Raw genomic sequence first — 19723 nt, 5'->3', positions numbered from 1 at the left:
GCGCTTAAGCGACCTCCTTTTTGCCGAGGTCCGACGTCCACTTGCCGCCGCCGTCCTTCGCGCGCTTGCCTGTCAGCATCAGCTTGGGATCGATCGCCTTCTGCAAGGCATCGGACAGGAAGTTCACTGCCGACACCACGGTAATGATCGAGAGGCCCGGCGCCAGCATCAGCTCGGGCCTAGTGAACATGACCGCTCTCGCTTCGTTCATCATCATCCCCCACTCGGCATGCGGAGCCTGAATGCCAAGACCGAGAAAGGACAAGCCGGATATTTGCAGAATCATCGAGCCGAAAGCCCCGCTTGCGATTACCGCGAGCTCCGGGAGTGCAACTGGCACGACATGCCGCCTTATAATAGCGAAGCTGCCCATACCCAGTACTTTGGAAAATTTAACATAGTCGGCATCCGCGAGCGGCATGACCGCTGAACGGATGACGCGGGCGAACCAAGCCCACTTCATCATGACGAACGCGACGAGAATGTTCGTAAGCCCGGCCCCCAGCATGCCGACGATCGCCAGCGTCATGACATAGCCGGGGAACGAGAGCATAATGTCGCAAATCCGCATAATGACAGCATCGATCTTGCCGCGGAAGTAACCCGCGGCGAAGCCGAGCGCCGCGCCGACGGAGGCCGACGCGCCAAGGGCGGCCAGCACCCAGAGCACGCTTGGCCGAATGCCGTAGATCAGCCGAGACAGGATGCAGCGGCCCAAATGATCGTTGCCGAGGGGATAGCTCCAGGATGCCCCCGCGAACCGAAGAGCCATATTGGCTTCATTAGGAGAATGCGGAGCCAAAAGCGGAGCGAACACCCCGATGAGCAGCGTGGCCGCGACGACGGCGAGCGAGACCGAAGCCCATTTATCCTTCAGCAATCGTTTAAGCGGCATCATCTAGAACTCCTTCCTCAGCCTTGGGTTCACCGCTGCATTCAGCAGGTCCGATACCGTGTTGAACAGGACGAACGCGACGGCCAGCACCAGCACATAGGCTTGAATAATGGGAAAGTCTCGGCCCAGTATCGAATTGACGGTCAGCGTGCCGAGTCCCGGCCAAGCGAACATGTTCTCCACGACGACCGTGCTTCCCAGAACGATCGGGATAGCCATTCCGAACACGGATACGGCAACCTGCAGCGAATTGCGAAGCACCTTCAAGATCAGACTTCTCTCCGTCATTCCGCAGGCTCTGCCGTACAGCACGTAATCCGCATTCAGATTGCTGAGCATGGAGCTGCGTATGATACGGAAGTAAATTCCAACGTAACCAACCACGATAACCGCAACAGGAAGCACATAGCTGCCAAGTGAATTCATGCCGCTGGTTGGCAGCAGATCAAGCTTTACAGAAAAGTACCCTATCAAAAGCGCCGCCAGCCAGTAGACCGGCATCGACGTAAGGAGGAAGGAGATGCTTCTGATCGATAAATCCGGCCACTTTCCCTCCTTCAACGCACAGACGACGCCAAGCGCGATCGACAGCAGGATAATGAAAAACGAAGAGACCAATGTCAGCTTCAGCGTGTTCAGCAAGGCTGGGCCGAGCAGCGACCACACCGGATCGCCCGTAATGAAGGAGATGCCAAAATCCAGCTGCAGACAAGTGATCAGCCAATCCCCATATCGTACCAGCAGCGGACGGTCCATACCGAGATCGCTTCTCGTCTCCGCAATCAGTTCATCCGTGATGACCGGCACACCCTGCGCATGCAGCACGACCTCGGCCGGATCCATCGGCGACAGTCCATTCAAGATAAATGTCAGGAATGAGATCACGAAAAGCAGCGGCACAACGAGGACAATTCTTCGAAATGCATATCCCAGCATAAACGGTTCCTCCTTTCTTCTTCCGAATCACGCCTTTATTTCGTACTACTTGAAGCTCATCCGCTCGAACGGCAGCTCGAATTGCGTTTGCTTGAACGAAATACCCTCCAGATCCGCCGGAGCGATAACGGTTACGCTTCCGTTCGTCAGCGGAATAAACACGGCTTCTTCGTGCACGATCGTAAGAATATCCTTGTACAGCGCCTTTCTCGTCTCCTCGTCCGTGGACACCATCACTTCATCGATCTTGCGGTACAGCTCATCCGCCTGAGCCATTCCTTTTGTCGTGTGCAGATAAGAGGCTTCCGAAGCAAACGCCGCGATTGTGCTTTGCGGATCATAGGCAAGACCCCAGGTCTGGTTAAACAATAACTCGTAGTCGCCGGTCGAACGACGGTTAGCGATCGACGAAGACTCTTCCCCGACGAGCTCCAGCTTCATGCCGAGCTTCTGCGCTTCGCTTTGCAGCAGCTCCGCCTGCGTCTTCTGCGAGTTAGAATTGACATCATAATACAGCTTCATGGTCAGCTGACGTCCGTCCTTCGTTCGAATCTCCGAACCTCCGGATAGCGTCCAGCCCGCTTCCTCCAGCAGCTTGGCAGCCGTTTCGGGGTTGAACTCCCGCTTCTCCAGACCGACATCGGCATAGTTCACATTGGAAGCGAACAGCGTCTCGGCCGGAGCCTCGGTGCCGTTAAAAATCGTCTGGCTGATCGTCTTTCTGTCAATGGCATGCCAGATCGCCTCGCGAACGGCCAGATCGCTGACCGGACTGTCCGTATTGCCGCTATTGGCCACGATCATCTTCGTATTCATCGGATCGCTACGGACGATCTGGTAATCGCCCGAATCGACAAGCTGCTGCATCGCTTCCACGTCGAGGCTGTCGGTGCCGCGATCGTCCGTAAACACGAAGTTCACCTCGCCCTTCTGCAGAGCAAGCAGCGTCGTCTCGCCCGCCGGAAGCACCTTTGCCGTAATCGTCTTCACTTCCGGAGTGCCGCCCCAATATTGTTCATTCGCGGTAAACTTCGCAAATTGCTCCGTCACATGCTCCTCAAGCTTGTAAGGACCCGTTCCGTGATAACCTTGCACGCCGTCTTTCGTCTCGCCGTTCAGGAAGTCCTTCGGAGACAGGAAAACGTATGGACGCGTCATCGACAGCTCAAGCAGCGTCGGATAATACGTCTGCTTCAGTGTCAATTGAACCGTATGCTCATCGATCGCAGCGACGTTATCCAGCATGGTGGACAGCTTAATCCAAGAATGCTTCGCCGCATTGCGCTGCACGGTTTCGATGTTCAGCTTAACCGCTTCGGCATTAAAAGGCTCACCGTCATGAAAAGTCACGTTTTTCCGCAGATGGAACGTATATACCTTGCCATCCTCGGAGATATCCCAAGATTCCGCTAGCAGCGGCTTGATGCCTTCGGGCGTGTTCTCGACCAGCGATTCATATATCATGCCTTGCGCCGACATGGACCCCGGATACAGATGCGGGTTCATGTCGTTAATATCTTTCGCCGTGGCATACACAAGCTCCCTCGTCTGCTCCTGCGCCCCCTCTTGCTTGACGTTGCCGTCAGACCCGCTGCATCCGGCCAGCAGGAAGATGACCAGCAGGGAAGCCAGCAGCGCGACTGTTTTATTTCTTTTCATGATGTGACTCTCCTCTTTCAATAAATAGTAATGATTACTAATAACACTTTTTGATTGTAATAATAACTATTATCATTGTCAATTCTTTTTTCTGATCGTTCTGCTTTCAAAAAAAGGAGTTGACGGCTTGCCAATATCTTACTATGATAAATTCGAGCTTATTCGTAATCATTACTAATAAACCTGCATTTGATTCGATTCGCCATTCTAACCAACGTATTGGAGGGCTGCCATGATTCAAGAAGTGGATTTCGTCAAATGCTGTCCCGCGAACAACATGACGATTCTCGTCATGAGCGAATTGCCCGCCGAGCAGCGTTCCCGCATCGCCTCTCAGATGATGAATTACGGACATCTCTACGCCGAGCAAGTCGGTTTTGTGGAGAAGCCCGCCAGACCCGGATTTGCCGCCAAGCTCCATATGGCCGGGGGAGAGTTTTGCGGCAATGCAAGCCTTGCGCTGGCCGCATCTCTGGCATCGGAACGTTCATTGTCTACCGGCGAGTCGATGCAACTTACGCTGATCGTCTCGGGATCGGAGCATCCCGTGTCATGCCGAGTCCAGAAGCTGGATAAAGATTATTGGTGCGAAGCCGGCATGCCGGTACCGATATCGGCGGAAACGGCCGTAATTCCATTCGAAGGCGCTCTGCTTGAGCTCGGCATCGTCCGCTATGGCGGTTCTTTCCATCTCATCATCGACATCGAGCGCTTCGGCATCGAACGGGCGGCCGCTGAGCGTCTCGCCAAGCTGCTCGGCATTGCTTCCGGAGCGAACCTGGTCGGCGTCATGCTGTACCGCCCCTCCGCCGGCGAGATGGCCCCGCTCATCTTCATCCCTTCGCTCGACAGCCTGGTCTGGGAGCAGGGCTGCGGCTCCGGCACGGCATCCTTGGGATGCTATCTCGCCTGGATCGCCCGCGCTGCGATCGATACTCCCGTCCGCCAACCGGGAGGTATTATACAGGTCTCCGTAAGCTGGGACTCGGAGTCGATCGGAGGCGTAACCATCGGAACCGCCGTCGGGATCGTTGCGCGCGGCAAAGCATACGTAGAAGGAACTGTCCATTATTCAATGCAAGGGGGATTATGATAGCCATGGAACGGCTGTACCGTTCGCTCGCCGGGTTTCTCGACCGATTCACGCAAGCCGCCGAGCAATACGACAATCAAGCTTGGCATGATTCTATCAAGCTGCAGGAGACGATCGACGACTATTCTGCATTCATCACGAACGAGGACAATCAGCGCCTATGGTCAGAGCTGAAGCCCGAGGATGCGCGGCAGCTTCATTCGCTTTCGCCTCTGCTTAGGGACACGTCCGCCCGCTGCGTTGCGATTATGGAGAAGATTCGCGCGCTAAGACTTCTGAATGGCGGAGCGGATAGGAACGAATATTTTCAAAATATCGAGGCTTCCATCGAAAGGGAATTCGGCAGCTTTGCGGTGGAGCGGGACGACAAGGTGCTGCTGATCGGCTCCGGCGCCTTCCCGATGACGCCGCTCCTGATTGCGAAGCGAACAGGCGCGGAGGCGATCGGCATCGACATCGACCGCGAAGCGGTGGAGCTAGGGAAGCGGGTCGTCGATCGGTTAGGCCCGGATCTGCCGATCCGGCTGGAGCATCTTCCTCTGGGGCAGCTGCAGGAAATCGATTCGATAACCCACATCATTATCAGCTCCACGGTATCGGTCAAATACGAGCTTCTCGATTGGCTGGCCGATGCCGCCCGTCCCGATGTCATCGTAGCCATGCGGTACGGCAACGGCCTGAAGGCCCTCTTCAACTATCCCATGGAGCCGGTGGACGATCGCAAGTGGCAGCTCGCCGAGACGACCGTCAGACCGGGACATGTCTTCGACGTCGCCCTATATCGTAAAGCGCTTGCCCAAGTAAGCGCGGGGAGGGAATGACGATGGCTCTGCTTCAAGACGTTCTAGTCGCGGGAACCGGCCCGGCCGCCATCCAGCTCGCCGTGCTGCTGAAGCGCTGGCAGCGCAGCCGCGTCGGCATCGCGGGACGCCGCTCCGTTCGCTCCGCGCCTTTCTTTGAAGCGCTTCATCAAAGCGGGAGAACGGTCTATGTCGATACAAGCAACGTAAAGCTAAGCTCTCTTCAAGGCGAATGCCGGCTCGATGCAGTCTATCCTGAATACGGCAGGGTAGAAGAAGAGTGGGACACCTTCATTCTTGCGGTAACGGCAGACGCGTTCTTGCCGGTGCTTGAACAGATACAGTCCCCTGTGCTGCGTGGCTTCCGATGCGTGGCGCTGCTCTCTCCTACGTTCGGCTCGAGCGCGCTTGTCCGCCATTACCTGAAGGAGCGAGGCTGCGATGCGGAGGTCATCAGCTTCTCCACTTACCTTGGCGACACGCGACGAATTTCCGAATCCCCTCCGAACCGGGTTCATACGGCCGCCGCGAAACGACGGGTATACGCGGGTTCGTCGGAGAAGCATTCGGAGGCTGTGGAAGCGTTCCGACGGCTGTACGCGAATGCGGGTATCGAGCTCGCCGCGTTGGAATCTGCGCTCGAAGCAGAGACGCGAAACATTTCCTTGTATGTGCACCCGCCTTTGTTCATGAACGACTTCTCGCTCGGCGCCATCTTCGATCGGCCCGATGTCCCGAAATACGTCTATAAGCTATTCCCGGAAGGTCCCATTACGCCGGTCCTCATCCGCGAGATGCTGGAGCAGTGGAAGGAAATTTCGGCCATTGCCCGCGTTCTCGGGGCGAAGCCGCTCAACCTGCTGCAATTCATGGTCGACGACAATTATCCGGTCAGGCCGGAAAGCCTTCCTCGGCAGGTTATTGACGGCTTTCCGGAGCTCGAGCCGATCCATCAGCAGTATGCGCTGTACGTTCGTTATGCGTCCCTGCTGATCGATCCGTATTCCGAGCCGGATCCAGGCGGTCGGTATTTCGATTTCTCCGCCGTTCCGCTTCGGCCCGTGTTCCTCAATCACGAGGGTGCCTGGGAGATTCCGAGAATGCCCAAGGAAGACGATTATCGCCTCAAAATCATCCAAGGCATCGCGCGCCTGGGCGGCGTGCCGTGCCCGACAATCGATCGTTTCGTCTCCCGGTACGAGCATCGATTGCTGAGTGCGGCAAGCTCGCTGTCCGGCGCGCATTTCTCGGAGTCCTTCGTGCCCCAAAGCTTCGATAAGGACATCGAGCGAATTGGCGAAGAGCTGCAGCTTGGGGCCGCCGCTCGCACGACGCTGTCAGACCCAAGCAACCCGTAAGCTATGCCATCAACGTGAAACACGGCCGCTCCACTGGAGCGGCCGTGTTCGCATTCATGATGAGCCCTTAGCGGGTTTCCCGGTGAACCGTCACCTTCTTCAGGCGCGGCGAATATTTTTTGAATTCCAGGCGTTCCGGATTTGTCCGCTTGTTCTTCGTCGATGTGTAGTTTCGATCGCCGCATTCCGTACATGCCAATGTAATCGTCACTCGCATGAAAGCTCCCTCCTTTCTACTATATGGCTAGCCCAATTGTTCTTCCAGTTGAACGTCGTGCTGGCTCGGAAATTCGTCGACAAAGTCGTCCCAATTCATATCCATCTCCTCGTCCGTCAGCAAGCAGCGATCCAATTCGCCCGTAAGGGACGGCCGGTCCATGTCCAACCCGATGAACACGATTTTGTTAATGCGGTCTCCGTACTTGTCATTCCAATTGTTCGCGAGCTCCGGATCGTCCTGCAGCAATTGCCGTCTCTCCTCCTCTGGAAGCGCCGCAACCCACTTGCCGACGGGACCGAACTGAATGGAAGGCCCCGCCTGGCTGAAGCTCTGGGCCATCTCGCTGCGGGTAGCGAGCCACACCATTCCCTTCGCTCGAACGATCTCCTCCGGCCACTCGCTCATCCAACCCATCAAGCGTTCCGGGTGAAACGGCTTTGCGCGCTCGTAGACGAAGGAAGCGATGCCGTATTCGTCCGTCTCCGGCACATGATGCGCCTTCTCCATCTCCTGAATCCAGCCCGCCGAGCGGCTGGCTTCGTCAAAGTCGAACAAGCCCGTATTCAGAATGTCGGAAGGCTTCACTTCGCCGCGCGATGCGCGGATGAGCCGCGCTCGCGGCTGAAGCGTGCGAAGCACCTTTTCCAACTCCTCGAGCTCCTTCTCGCCGACCAGATCGCATTTGTTCAGGATGAGCACGTCGCAGAACTCGATCTGATCGATCAGCAGATCGACCACTTCCCGGCTGTCGTCTTCACCCACGGCTTGCTTGCGGTCCATCAGCGTCTCGCCGGAGGCAAAGTCGCTCCAGAACCGATAGGCGTCCACGACGGTCACCATGGTGTCCAGTCTGCAGAACTCCGTCAGATCGATGCCCTGCTGCTCGTCGATGTAGGAGAACGTCTGGGCAACGGGAACCGGCTCACCTACGCCGGTCGATTCAATGAGAATGTAATCGAATCGCTGCTCCTTCGCCAATCTCTCCACTTCACGAAGCAGATCCTCTCGAAGCGTGCAGCAGATGCAGCCGTTCGACATTTCGACCAGCTTCTCTTCCGTACGCGACAATCCTCCTCCGTTCTGGATCAGATCGGCGTCGATATTCACCTCGCTGAGATCGTTAACGATGACCGCCACCTTCATACCGTCGCGGTTGTTCAGCACATGATTCATAATGGTCGTCTTGCCCGCTCCCAAATATCCGCTAAGAACGGTTACCGGCAGCTTCTTGCGTTCGTTCATTCTTGACACCTCTAATAGTTGTAGTAATGGCCGAGCGAGTCATGATTCGCCGCCCCCATAATAGTAATTATTACGATTATCCTCTTTTGATTGTAACAATTACGATTAAGTATGTCAATCATACAACCGTTTCGCCTTTATTCCAATATCCGGGCAGCATTCCTTTCAAGCTGCTCCATCATTTGCTTAGCACAACGCTCGATCAACAAGCAATAAGATCGGTTATGCCCGATATAGAAGGAAGAGAGATCGAAACGGTTGCGGCCGGGCTCGAACGTGACCAGCAGCCGGTGCTTCATTCGATTCTGGGCCAGGCGAACAAAAGCTTCCGTCTTATCCGTCGCGGGAAAAGTGATATAGGCATACAACGAATGATCCTCCGGCTCGTCGAGCAGGCTGACGCCTGCGCAAGAGAATTCCGTGTCGATTCCCATGCGCTTGAACAACGAAAGCGCGGCTAGCAGCTCCGCATCGATTTCGGCTCCGCCGAAATAGGCCGTCTGCTTGGGTCTTCTCCTCGGTTTGGCGGCAGCGGACCAACGAATGAGCTCCTCTTCTCTGCGCCGCCAGCGCCGTTCGTTATGCTCGCTGATGACAACCTCCGTCTCCGCCTCGCCCGAGCTCTGACAGATATAGGCCATGACGCCACTCTCCTTCTGGCCAAGGTGAAACGGCTACGCCGTCCTTTGGAGGCGGGGCGCGTTTCATTCCGAGAAATATAAGCTCCGCATAGTCAAAACTTATACTTTCTTATATTAGTAGAACGCTGGCAGCGGATCCGCAAGCTCGCGCCAACTTCCCAGCATTTCTTCGTCGGTCAGCAAGGCTCCGTCCAGCGAACCGATGATGGCCTCCTTATTCAGATCCATGCCGATAAAAACCAGCTTGGTGACCCGATCGCCCCACTTATCGTCCCAATCGGGCGACTTCGGATAATCAGTCCCGAAATAAGCACGTCTCTCTTCCTCCGACAGAGACGCCACCCACAGACCCGCCGGCGCAAGCTGACGAGATACGCCTGCCTGACTGAACGAGATCGCCGTGTTGTTGCGCGTTGCAAGCCACAATATCCCTTTGGAGCGGACAACCGCCTTCGGCCATTTCGCCATCCACTTGAGCAGACGTTCCGGATGGAATGGGACCTTGCGCGTGTAGACGAAGGAAGATATTCCATATTCCTCTGTCTCGGGTGTATGATGCTCCTTCTGAAGCTCCCGGATCCAGCCTGCGGACTGGCTGGCCGCATCGAAGTCGAAGAGCCCCGTATTCAATATCCGCTTCGGATCGACGTTGCCATGGCTGGCCCTAATGATCCGCGCCCTTGGCTGAAGTCCTCTCAAGGCGGTCTCCAGCTTCTCCAGCTCTTCTTCTCTTACCATGTCGCATTTGTTTATAATCAGCACGTCGCAGAACTCCACTTGATCGGTTAGCAGATGCACGACATGCCTCGTATCGCCTTCTCCCGCTTCCTGATTGCGTTGCTGCAGCGATTCCGGAGAATTGAAATCCTGCCAGAAATGATAGGCATCCACGACCGTGACCATGCAGTCAAGACGGGTCAGCTTGGATAGGTCGATATTCTGATCCTCGTCCACATAGGTGAAGGTTTGAGCCACGGGCAGCGGTTCGCCAATTCCCGTTGATTCGATTAATATGTAATCGAAACGGCCTTCCTTCGCCAGCTTTTCTACCTCTTGCAGCAAATCGTCGCGAAGCGTGCAGCAGATGCAGCCGTTCGACATTTCGACCAGCTTCTCTTCCGTTCGGCTGAGTCCTCCTCCCTCGCGCACCAGTTCAGCATCGATATTGACTTCGCTAAGATCGTAGACGATGACCGCCACTCTCAGCCCGTCGCGATTGTTCAGCACGTGATTCAATATCGTTGTTTTGCCCGCGCCGAGATAGCCGCTTAACACCGTCACCGGGATTATGTCGTCAACCTTCTTGTTATCCATATTCTGTTGCCTCCTTGTCACCCTTATGCAGGAATCGCCAATTACAAGAACGTTTATACGTAATTATTACGATTATTGGTCGGTTATCATCCAAAAGCAACAGCAATAACAAACCAAGACTTATCCGATCTTGGGCTGATATTCGGCCATCGCTTCGTCGATATGCTGTTCTCGAAGCAGGCTATCCTCGATAATGGCTTTCCTCTTGGCTTTGAGAATGATTTGCTCCATGTCCGCGTAGCTGCAGCCGGTCAGCCGCGCCGAGGCTTGCTCTCGCACGCCGTCCTCATGTTCGAAATCGCCCAGCATTAAGGAAATATATTGTTCTCTCCTCGCTTGGTCCGGCAGGCTGTACGTCATCTTCGTATCGAAGCGGCGCCAAATGGCATTGTCCAGTTCCGCTTCAAGATTGGTCGCGGCCATAAAGATGCTGTCGCCTTCGAATTCATCCAAGCACTGCAGCAAGGTATTGACTACTCTCGCCATTTCCTTCACTTCGTCGTTATTCTCTCTTGTCCGGGCAATGGCGTCGAATTCATCCAGAAACAGAACGCATGGCGAAGCCTTAGCGTATTCGAATATTTTGCGGACGTTGCTGGCCGTTTCGCCGAGATGACTGTGAATAATGGCGTCGAGCCGGACCAGAATAAGCGGAAGCTCCAGCCTGGAAGCCATATAAAAGGCGGTCAGCGTCTTGCCTGTACCCGGCGGTCCGAACATGACCACTTTATTCGGAATAGGTACGTCATGCCGCTCGAACTTCTCCTTCATGCCAAGAATAGCAATAAACTCCTCGACAATTTGTCGATTCCTAGGAGGCAATACCATTCGTTTTACTTTTCTAGTACATTCTTTTGCCGCGTAATAGGCGGCCATATCGATTCCTTTAGCCCGCGGAAGGCGAGTATTCGAACCGTTTTTGCTCATCTTGCCAAACTCCCTTGTTGTCACGATATCCAGAACAGTCCTTCGCTGTCCTGCTCCACCTGCTCGAGCTGCTTCTCGAAATCGGGATGGGGCGGTATGGAGGGAACGGGAACAAAGCTCCCGTCCTTCTTGCCGGCATACACGCGCCAGTCGCCGGCTTCCCTGCGAAATTGCGCGATGTCCGCCCGAATCCAATCTCGCTTCGGCAGGTCAGGTCTTCTTTCGCACAAGGTCAAGGTGTCGTCGTTCCATTCGTAAGCTAACCGGACGGAAGAACGTACATTTCCCGGTACCTTCAAATCAATGTAGCCGTCCAATATTTTCTCAAGACGCTTGATCGTGAACGAATCCATCATTTCTCCCCCGACGTCTTACCAGCTGGATTTCTTAATCCCCGGGATTTGGCCTTTGTAAGCGAGCTCCCGGAACACGATGCGCGATACTTTGAATTTGCTCAAATAGCCATGCGGTCTTCCTGTCACCTGGCAGCGATTGTGGAGCCGCGTCGGCGATGCATCTCTAGGCAGCTTGCTAAGACCTTCATAATCCTTGTTCTCCTTCAATTGTTTTCGAATTTCTGCGTAGCGGGCTACTTTCTCCCTTCTTTTTTGCTCTTTTACGACTTTCGATTTTTTGGCCACGATCTTCATCTCCTTGTTAATAGTAATGATTACGAATAATTATAATGAAATTCACAGAGAATGCAACCCCTGACCGTTGATTGCATCCAAATCTCAAATTAGCACTGGCGGTCTTTATAAATTTCTCTCATCACATGGCGCAGTTCCGGCACGATAATCCGGCTCGTCGCGAGCCGAACGGCACCCGTGGAGCCGGGCATGGAGAAAACGGCCTTTCCCCCGCACACGCCTGCGATGGCTCTGCTCAATATCGCCGCCGTTCCGATATCCTCCGCATAACTCAAATAACGGAACAGCTCTCCGAACCCCTGCATTTCCTTATCGAGCAAATCCCTTACCGCTTCGTAGGTCGTATCCCGGGAAGCGATGCCCGTGCCTCCATTAAGCAGAATGGCTTCCACGGCCTGGTTCGCAACCCCGCTCCGGATAGCCGACTGAATATCCGAATACCCATCCCGAACGATTTGGTATGCGCCTATCGCATACCCCGACGCTTCAAGCAGTTCGCGCAGCAGCCCGCCGCTCTTGTCCGACTCCGAAGTCCGAGTGTCCGATACGGTAATAATCCTGCAACTCACGGGCACGCGAAAATCAAGCACGGTTCTCACATCGATTATGCGCACAATAATCATCTCCGGTAAGAGGTGATGACAAACGTCATCACGAGCACCATGACGACCGTATTGATGAAGTCCGGCAGTTATGCGCGATAAACTTTTCGATTTGTTCGACGTTCATGCTCTAACATCTTTTTTATTTTGCCGTTTGCATTACGATTGAAGAAGCCTAGCAACCGGACTATTCCTTTCTTCCGCTTCTTTTCCGTCATAAGCTCCTCACTATTCCCCTATTGAAGACGCACTATAGCGGCTGCGACAGCTATTCGGCTTTCATCATGTAGCCTCGCAACGGAGTGCGAAGCGAGACGGCAAATAACACGATGAGAACAAACGCCGTAACCGCATACGTCGGCTGCACGCCTATTCCCGACGCGGCCACTCCGCCTAGCAGAGAGCCGAACGGCGAACCGCCGTATGCAATCATGCGGCCGCTGGCATGCACACGCCCTTGAAGATGATCGGGCGTCAGCTGCTGGCGCAAAGTAATTCCGTTAATAATAATCAATGTACTGGCCGCGCTCCACAGCAAGTAAAACAGCGAGGCTGTTGCAACTCCTCCGCTCATGGCAAAGCCTAGCAGCGACATGCCTCCTGCCGCCAACCCCGCAATCGTAATGCGGCCCGGCAGAAATATGGCGCGGAGCGGCGGCAAGACCAAGCTGGCCAGCAACGCCCCGATGGAGCCGAACGTATACAGTATGCCAAGCTGCGGCGCATCGTCGGCAAAACCAAGCGCTTGCGCGCCGAACACCACAATTAGTCCGCCGACCGCGCCTCCGACAAAACCGTTGCCGAAGCCCAGCAGCGTCAGGCTGCGAATAAGCGGCTCCGACCAGATGTAGCTCAAGCCTTCGCCGATATCGGCGCGCAGCCTGCGAAACAGACTTGAACCGGCTTCGCCATCGTTTTGTGTTCGCTCCGTCTGAAACGACTGCCTGATCGACCCGATCAGCAAGCCGGACAACAAATAGCAAACAGCGGTTACGGCAATCGCCCATTCCGCCCCCCAGGCCGCAATGATGAACCCTGCAATGACGGGGCCGGCAATCCTTATAACCGTATCCGAGGAGATAAGCAGACTGTTAGCCGCAACGAGCTTCTCTCTCCCGACCAATTGCAGCAGCGCGCCATGACTGGAGGAGTCAAATCCGACGAAAGCAACTGCCGTAAGGAACGATACCGCAAGAAGATGCCAGGGCGATGCATGGCCATTCAGCATGGCGGCAGCAGGTACAGTAGCAAGCAGAATGGCGCAGCACATATCGCATCCGATCATAATCCGCTTCCGATTGCCTCTGTCCGCGAATGCTCCGGCGAACAATCCGAATAACAAATACGGCAAGCTGGCACTTGCGGACACGAGCGATGTAATCAAAGGCGACTCGGTCTGCTCGTAAATGTAGAGAGGCAGCGCCACAATCGAGATGCCCGAGCCAAAGTAGCTCAGCAAGTTAAAAAGGTAATACTTCCCGAAGCCTTGAAGGCTCCACAACGACATGTCCACTACCCTTTTCATATGGAGCCGCCTCCTTTCCTCACCAATGATTTGCGCAGCAAATAAAGGAAAAACGGCGCGCCGAGCAGCGTCGTTACCGCACCTACCGGCAAGTTGGACATATGATGCTGCATACCAGGCAAAGTTAGCGTAAGCGTAACGCTTTGTCCTGCCCAGTCGGCCGCCGTCAGGAGCACGGCCGACAGCAACGCGCTTGCAGGAAACATGAGCAGCGGATTTTTCCCGACAAGCTGACTCGCAATATGCGGTCCGATCAGACCGACAAAGCCGATCGCTCCGACAACCGAGACCGACGCCGCCGTAAGCGCCGCTGCCACAAGCAGAAGCAGCAGCTTCGTGCGGTTCACTGACAAACCGAGTCCGGCGGCCGTCTCTTCTCCAAGGCGAAGCAGAGACGCCCGGCGCGCAAGCAGCATCGACAGAAGAAGCAGCGACAACCCCCATGGCCATAAATGGTTCCAGTGATCCCACACTCTTCCATTTAATGACCCGAAATTCCACAGCAGAATAGAAGAGAGTCCCTCCTGCTTGCGAAGCAGCAGCAACGAGGTGGCTGACTGCAGAATCGATGTCGCCACAACACCAGTCAGCGCAAGTCTGGATGCGCTGTTCCCCCGTTGTCCGTTAAGCCAATAAATCATCACAACCGCAACGATGCCCCCTAGCAAGGCGATCCAGGATATCCCTCCATTTGCAAGCAAGGCTTGCGGCCAATAATGCATCGCCAGCACAACCGACAGCACAGCGCCTGCGGAGACGCCGACCAGGCCGGGCTCGATCAACGGATTGCGCATAACCGTCTGCAGAATGGCGCCCGCCAGACCAAGCATTGCTCCTGCGGCGATGGCAACCAGAACTCTCGGCAGCCGTAAGTTCCAGACGATGTGGCGATGTCCCTTGTTATCCGTCACATTGAAGAGTGATTTCACCACCTCTTCCATCGACAGCATCGTACGGCCGAACGCGATATGCAGGACAACAATTACGGCAAGGGCGGCCAGCAGGAGCGCAATGATCCCTGCGAATCTTCTTCGAGCCGCAAACCGCTCAATCCCTTCGACTCCATTCGAACGGTCAGCCACGAACACGGCCTCCTTTCCTCCCTAGCAAATACAGCAGGAATATGGAACCGCCGATCAGCGTTGTCCATACGCCTACCGGAATTTCCATCGGCGCCAGAAGCAGCCGCGCGATTCCGTCGGCGGCAGTGAGCAGCGCCGCGCCGCAGAGAGCGGAGACGGGCACCACAAGCCGAGCGTCCTGAGAGCGCAGCGCAGCGCGCGTCAGATGGGGAGCAAGCAGTGAGATATAGCCGATCGGTCCGCACTGCGCTACCGTAATCGCGACCAATAGCGCGCTTGCGACAAGCAGAATAATCCGGGAGCGGTCCACCTTGAGACCTAACCCGGATGCCGTTTCGTCGCCGAGCTGCAGCAAGTTGACCGAGCGTGCAAGCAGCAGCGAGACCGGCAGCATGACAACAAACCAGGGCAATATCCGCCCCACATGCTCCCAGCTGCGGTTCGCCAGCGAGCCTAGCAGGTAGGTATAGAGCAGATTGACGTCGTTGCTGGTTCCCATCGCAATAAGCACAATAAGCAGGCCGTTCAGCATGGCGGACACGGACATTCCGATCAGCAGCATGCCGGTCGTCCCTTTACTCCCCTTGGCCGCCAATACAACGGCAGCCCCTCCCGCAAGACCGCCGGCAAGCGCGAGCAAGGGCTGCAGTTGGAACGGAACCGACAGATGCAACACGGTAATGGCGGCGACGGCAAACGATGCGCCCGCCGATATGCCGAGCAGCTCCGGTCCCGCCAGACGATTGTTTAATGCACCTTGCATCAGTGTGCCGGACGCTCCAAGCAGAGCCCCGACTAGAAGACCGAGCAGAACACGCGGCAGCCGTATTTCACGTACAATGGTTCGCTCCAGCTCCTCCCCGCCATCCGTGAACAGTATGCTCAGAAGCGTCTTCCATTCTAGTGCAGGTGTACCATGCTTCAAGCTGACAGCGAACACACTCACAAGCACGCACAACAATAGGAAGACCGGAAGAGTAGCTTTTCTTCCGGTCTTATTGGACCAAAGTCGGTTAGGCATGTCCCATTAGGACCTCGGGAACAGATCCGGATACAGGATCGCCAACGATTCATCCAGCATAACGCCGAGCGAACGCGTTCCTCTTCCGTCCCCCCAGATCGGAGAGCGCACTTCGTGAACTTGGCCGTTCTGAACCGCCTTCAGCTTGCTCCAGAGCGGCGATTCCGCAAGCTGTTCCGACACTGGCTTAGTATCCGGGGCATACGAGTAGCTTTCTACAAAAATAACGTCTGGATCTTCCACAAGCAGCTTCTCAAGCGAATATGGAACGCTGCCTTCCCCGTACGGATCGTCCTCCGGCTTCTCCACCTTCCAAGGATAATCGGAAATTTCTTTCATAATCGTGCCGCCAAGCCCAGTTGCCGTCACAACGGAGAAATTGACATCCGACCCGAAGATGATGAGCGCCTTTTTGTCTTTTGGCGCCTTCTCGCCTGCCGCCTTCAGCTTGTCCAGGAAACGCGCCTTCGCTGCGGCCGCTTCCTCTGTCTTCCCGGTGAGCTGGCCGATCGTCTCCAAAAACCGGAGAGAATCGTTATAATGGCTCGGACTGGCAAGGAACAGCGGAGCGACTCCGCCAAGCCCCTCGCGCAACGTATCGTGCGCGCCTTTCAGACCAATGACGAGATCAGGAGCGGAGGTCACCAGATCTTCCAGGCTCGGCTCGAAGAAGCTCCCTCCGATGGAAGGGAACGTCTCGCCCTTGCTCCCATAGAACTCCGGCGAGCTTGCGATGACGCGAACGCCGCTCTCCGCTAACGCCGACGGCTCCATCCCGAGCTCCGCCAGTACGTCCACGCACAGCGACACGATGCAGGCAACCTTCTCCACCGGCTTGTCGATCGCGATCGTTGCGCCTGTGTCATCCGTGACCGTTGTCGGCTGGAACGTCTGCTCCGTCCCGGTCTCCGGCGCCGCACTCTCCTCGGGTGCAGACGAAGCGGCTCCTGTCAAATCATCCCCTGTGCCGCCACTGCTGCCGCAAGCGGCAAGCAGCAGCAAAGCCGCAATCAACATAACCAACCAAATCGATTTTCTTCTCAGCATCATTAACAATCTCCCTCTCTTATAAATTTTGTTCCAATTTACTCCTATGTACATCGCGATAAGCGCCGCTAACAGCGCAACAAACGCGGCAATACCCCAGTAAAGAATTTTGCCGTTGTCCATACTGGACAATCTTTGTCTATGTGTGTCAGAAATTCCTACACCATGTAATAGACGGCGACATACGGCAGAAGCTGCAGCAGACTTATGACTCATTTCAACGTATTCGGATTTCTTTGTAATCATTACGATTAATAATCGTAATACCTACTGTTTAACTTGTCAACAATTAGATTTACTGCTGTTGTTGTTCCGTGATATTGTCATACCACAAACGTTCTGAGATAATGTCATCCTGGGACAGGAGACATTGCCGTGTAATCTTTGAAAGCCATTACGATCCCGAACCTTGGCGTGTAGGAGTAAACAAGCAGGTACCCGCATAAGGAAAACCTGCCGCTTCCGTCCACTCCGCATTCTCAGCTAAGAATGCTTGATATTTCTTGCCATTCTCCTCTGAGAGCGAGTGAATCTTCTTTGTAACAGAAAAATCCCCCTTGCGCGATTGAAAAATGTTACTACGTTTAACGGCGCAAGAGGGATTTTACAGGATTATTCTCATCTAAGACTATTGTCTGGGCAACAACCGAGAAGTTTTAATTTAATTTTGATGGTTTAGATGTACGATCGAGGAATCAACCTCGTTACTTCGCTCAGCGCGTTCGTGTCGATCAGTACGCCATTCTCACGCGGTCCATTCTTATAACCTCTTTTCTATCGGGAAATAAACGGAATAAGCCTCGTCTTTCACTTCATACAAAGGAATGAACCGGATTCCCCGCTCCTGGTCCTTCGTACGGTAATATCCCGGGTTCCACCAGCTGTGATTGCGCTCCCTGTCCGGGATCAGCATGGATTCCGGAGCTTCGGGATTGCCGGACAGCCGTCTTTCTTCGGATGTAAGTCCTGCCAATACAATGGGACCGTCCAGAAAAGCGATGGTACCGGCCTGTCCAGGCAGCGGTTCAGCAATAAGCCGTTTAGGAAATGCCACTTGAATTGTATCTCCGCTGTTCCACCTGCCGCTGATTTTACAGTATGATGACGGCTTGAAGCTTCCTGCATACGGGATGCCGTTTACTTGAATGACAGGCTCTCCGGCCAGCCACCACGGCAGCCTGATACTGATTGTGAAGTCCGATGGCTGCTCGCAGGTAACGGTTAAGTCATACACGAAACGGTCAGGACGATGTACCGGAATGGAAGGAATGTCTACTCGGGTGATCGCTGTCATCCCCTTGACCGACCAGCCGTTCAGCGGATAAAGCCCGCTTTGCCCGTTTTGCGTCAGGCTGAAACCGATTCGGGTACCGTTCCATTCGGTTTCCAGCTTGGAAGGGATCCATTGATTGACAACGAACCCCTCCTCGTCCCTCATAAAGATCTCGGTTTCGTAAGCAGCATTAGCTTGGATCAAAGTGCCGTGGCAGCACCAGAAGTGCTGCGTGGGAGACCCCCAATTTTTCTTGCTTCCTGCCCCAACTCCCAAGAAATAAGAAATCATGCCGGTTTCGCCATGCTGATGTGCAAGTACACCGTTTATAAATCTGCGCTCCCAATAGTCCGCATAAACAGGATTGCCTGTCCAGCGAAGCAGCACTTGGGCGAGCCGCATCATGTTATAGTTGCAGCAATGCTCTTGGCCGACACCCATCCGCTCTGCCATATGACCGGGAGGCATCCAAAGCTCAGCGTCGTCCCCCGCCCCAGTGGATACGTAACCGCGATCCGTAACCGCGCATTGCCAGAACGCCAGCACAATCCGGCGAAACCTCTCGTCTCCGGTTACTTCCCAAGCCCGCGCGGCACCTAAGATTTCCGGAATTTGCGTGTTGGCATGCTTGTTCGTAAGCACGTCTTTCCCATCAAGAAGCGCATCGAAGAAGCGCCGCCGGTCATACCGGTAAATCAGCTCCCGATGCTCCTCTGCCTTTGTCAATCCGTAAAGGTCAGCCCATACTTCCAGCATCCCGCCGGTTTCCATATCGAGCAGCTCATCCAATTGATCGCGGGTTAGCTGCCCCATCCAACGGTAAAACCAGGACGCCATCTTGATCATTATTTCCAAAGCCTGCTCATTTCCGGCGACCTTATACATTTCGTAGAGGCCCATCAATATCTTGTGGACTGTATAATGCGGCGCCCACACCCATTTGCCTTCCACAATCCGATGCATATAGGAAGCGGGGAACGCCGCCAGCCACTCCCCCCCGTTCGCTTCCTGGCAGCGGGCCAGCTCTTGAACGATCGTGTCCGCCTTGGCTTTGACCATAGGATCCTTGGTCTGGGCATAGATGCGTGCTGCCGCAGACAACCAATGTCCCATGATGTGGCCCCGCAGTTCGCATGTCGGGGATTCCCAACCCCAATGCCAATGCTCCGGACCGTCTTTGTTCGTTGTCGACGCGCTTGTCGTCCCTCCATTTCCGCTGTAGCTCCACAGTCCTGCTTCCAAATAGAAGTTTCGAAGCAGATTCTGATTGGTTAAGCTCATAACATATTGTATGTTGAGTTTGAAACGTGCCTTTAATGGCCCCTCAGCCAGTTGAGTCCGACCGTTCACATATTCTTGAAGTCTGTAAATCATGCCCGTATACCTCTCCTTTTTTGTGGTGTATACTGATCATTGTATTTACTTATATCGTACGATT

General features: G+C 54.8%; 19 protein-coding genes. 3 read left to right on the top strand and 16 right to left on the bottom strand.

The genetic code is table 11. The features are described 5' to 3' along the window. Positions 1 to 4: 4 nt before the first annotated feature. The 3 genes from cntC to cntA are packed head-to-tail and all read right to left on the bottom strand — an operon-like array spanning position 5 to position 3490. Positions 5 to 898: a staphylopine uptake ABC transporter permease subunit CntC gene (gene cntC / locus IDH41_RS07860; RefSeq protein WP_190859836.1), complete on the bottom strand. Its 894-nt coding sequence runs from the start codon at positions 896 to 898 to the stop codon at positions 5 to 7. Continuing rightward, positions 899 to 1831 (bottom strand): nickel/cobalt ABC transporter permease, encoded by a 933-nt coding sequence (opp1B, locus tag IDH41_RS07855; protein WP_190859834.1) that lies wholly within the window; start codon positions 1829 to 1831, stop codon positions 899 to 901. It abuts the gene before it with no gap. Between the two features lie 45 nt (positions 1832 to 1876). Beyond that, positions 1877 to 3490, bottom strand: a complete 1614-nt coding sequence (gene cntA / locus IDH41_RS07850; RefSeq protein WP_190859832.1) for a staphylopine-dependent metal ABC transporter substrate-binding lipoprotein — start codon at positions 3488 to 3490, stop codon at positions 1877 to 1879. 232 nt (positions 3491 to 3722) lie between these two features. Between cntA and IDH41_RS07845 the strand changes: the two genes are divergently transcribed. The 3 genes from IDH41_RS07845 to IDH41_RS07835 are packed head-to-tail and all read left to right on the top strand — an operon-like array spanning position 3723 to position 6741. Next, positions 3723 to 4583 carry a diaminopimelate epimerase gene (locus IDH41_RS07845; RefSeq protein ID WP_190859830.1) on the top strand — a complete coding sequence of 287 codons (861 nt, stop codon included), beginning with the start codon at positions 3723 to 3725 and terminating at the stop codon, positions 4581 to 4583. Between the two features lie 5 nt (positions 4584 to 4588). Beyond that, positions 4589 to 5404 carry an SAM-dependent methyltransferase gene (locus IDH41_RS07840; RefSeq protein WP_317890703.1) on the top strand — a complete coding sequence of 272 codons (816 nt, stop codon included), beginning with the start codon at positions 4589 to 4591 and terminating at the stop codon, positions 5402 to 5404. Positions 5405 to 5406: 2 nt separating this feature from the next. After that, positions 5407 to 6741 carry an opine metallophore biosynthesis dehydrogenase gene (locus IDH41_RS07835; RefSeq protein WP_190859826.1) on the top strand — a complete coding sequence of 445 codons (1335 nt, stop codon included), beginning with the start codon at positions 5407 to 5409 and terminating at the stop codon, positions 6739 to 6741. Between the two features lie 67 nt (positions 6742 to 6808). On the opposite strand, the gene rpmG is transcribed toward IDH41_RS07835, so the two are convergent. The 13 genes from rpmG to IDH41_RS07770 all read right to left on the bottom strand — a co-directional run bounded on the left by rpmG (position 6809) and on the right by IDH41_RS07770 (position 19659). Continuing rightward, a complete protein-coding gene (gene rpmG, locus IDH41_RS07830) occupies positions 6809 to 6958 on the bottom strand; it encodes a 50S ribosomal protein L33 (protein ID WP_190859824.1) in 150 nt (49 codons plus the stop codon). A gap of 27 nt (positions 6959 to 6985) precedes the next feature. Next, a complete protein-coding gene (locus IDH41_RS07825; protein ID WP_190859822.1) occupies positions 6986 to 8203 on the bottom strand; it encodes a GTP-binding protein in 1218 nt (405 codons plus the stop codon). A gap of 137 nt (positions 8204 to 8340) precedes the next feature. Beyond that, a complete protein-coding gene (locus IDH41_RS07820) occupies positions 8341 to 8844 on the bottom strand; it encodes a hypothetical protein (protein ID WP_190859820.1) in 504 nt (167 codons plus the stop codon). A 114-nt stretch (positions 8845 to 8958) separates the two neighbouring features. Further along, positions 8959 to 10158 (bottom strand): GTP-binding protein, encoded by a 1200-nt coding sequence (locus tag IDH41_RS07815; protein ID WP_190859818.1) that lies wholly within the window; start codon positions 10156 to 10158, stop codon positions 8959 to 8961. A 120-nt stretch (positions 10159 to 10278) separates the two neighbouring features. After that, positions 10279 to 11085, bottom strand: coding sequence for an AAA family ATPase (locus IDH41_RS07810; RefSeq protein WP_190859816.1), 807 nt, complete (start codon positions 11083 to 11085; stop codon positions 10279 to 10281). Positions 11086 to 11105: 20 nt separating this feature from the next. Beyond that, the gene (locus tag IDH41_RS07805; protein WP_190859814.1) at positions 11106 to 11438 is read right to left on the bottom strand and encodes a DUF3024 domain-containing protein; all 333 of its coding nucleotides are present in this window, start codon (positions 11436 to 11438) and stop codon (positions 11106 to 11108) included. A gap of 18 nt (positions 11439 to 11456) precedes the next feature. Continuing rightward, positions 11457 to 11726 carry a 30S ribosomal protein S14 gene (gene rpsN / locus IDH41_RS07800; RefSeq protein ID WP_317890702.1) on the bottom strand — a complete coding sequence of 90 codons (270 nt, stop codon included), beginning with the start codon at positions 11724 to 11726 and terminating at the stop codon, positions 11457 to 11459. A 98-nt stretch (positions 11727 to 11824) separates the two neighbouring features. Next, positions 11825 to 12343 (bottom strand): MogA/MoaB family molybdenum cofactor biosynthesis protein, encoded by a 519-nt coding sequence (locus IDH41_RS07795; protein WP_317890709.1) that lies wholly within the window; start codon positions 12341 to 12343, stop codon positions 11825 to 11827. Between the two features lie 262 nt (positions 12344 to 12605). Next, complete coding sequence (locus tag IDH41_RS07790) at positions 12606 to 13862, bottom strand: MFS transporter (RefSeq protein ID WP_190859808.1); 1257 nt, start codon at positions 13860 to 13862, stop codon at positions 12606 to 12608. After that, positions 13859 to 14944 carry a FecCD family ABC transporter permease gene (locus tag IDH41_RS07785; protein ID WP_317890701.1) on the bottom strand — a complete coding sequence of 362 codons (1086 nt, stop codon included), beginning with the start codon at positions 14942 to 14944 and terminating at the stop codon, positions 13859 to 13861. The genes IDH41_RS07790 and IDH41_RS07785 overlap by 4 nt, the downstream gene beginning before the upstream one ends. Continuing rightward, complete coding sequence (locus tag IDH41_RS07780) at positions 14937 to 15890, bottom strand: FecCD family ABC transporter permease (protein WP_317890700.1); 954 nt, start codon at positions 15888 to 15890, stop codon at positions 14937 to 14939. The genes IDH41_RS07785 and IDH41_RS07780 overlap by 8 nt, the downstream gene beginning before the upstream one ends. Positions 15891 to 15971: 81 nt before the next feature. Further along, a complete protein-coding gene (locus IDH41_RS07775) occupies positions 15972 to 17012 on the bottom strand; it encodes an ABC transporter substrate-binding protein (protein WP_223829537.1) in 1041 nt (346 codons plus the stop codon). A 760-nt stretch (positions 17013 to 17772) separates the two neighbouring features. Further along, complete coding sequence (locus tag IDH41_RS07770; RefSeq protein WP_190859802.1) at positions 17773 to 19659, bottom strand: beta-L-arabinofuranosidase domain-containing protein; 1887 nt, start codon at positions 19657 to 19659, stop codon at positions 17773 to 17775. Between the last annotated feature and the right edge of the window lie 64 nt (positions 19660 to 19723).

It is taken from the genome of Paenibacillus arenilitoris (genome assembly GCF_014705655.1).
Taxonomy (GTDB): domain Bacteria; phylum Bacillota; class Bacilli; order Paenibacillales; family Paenibacillaceae; genus Pristimantibacillus; species Pristimantibacillus arenilitoris.
This window is presented reverse-complemented; position numbering and strand designations above follow the sequence as displayed.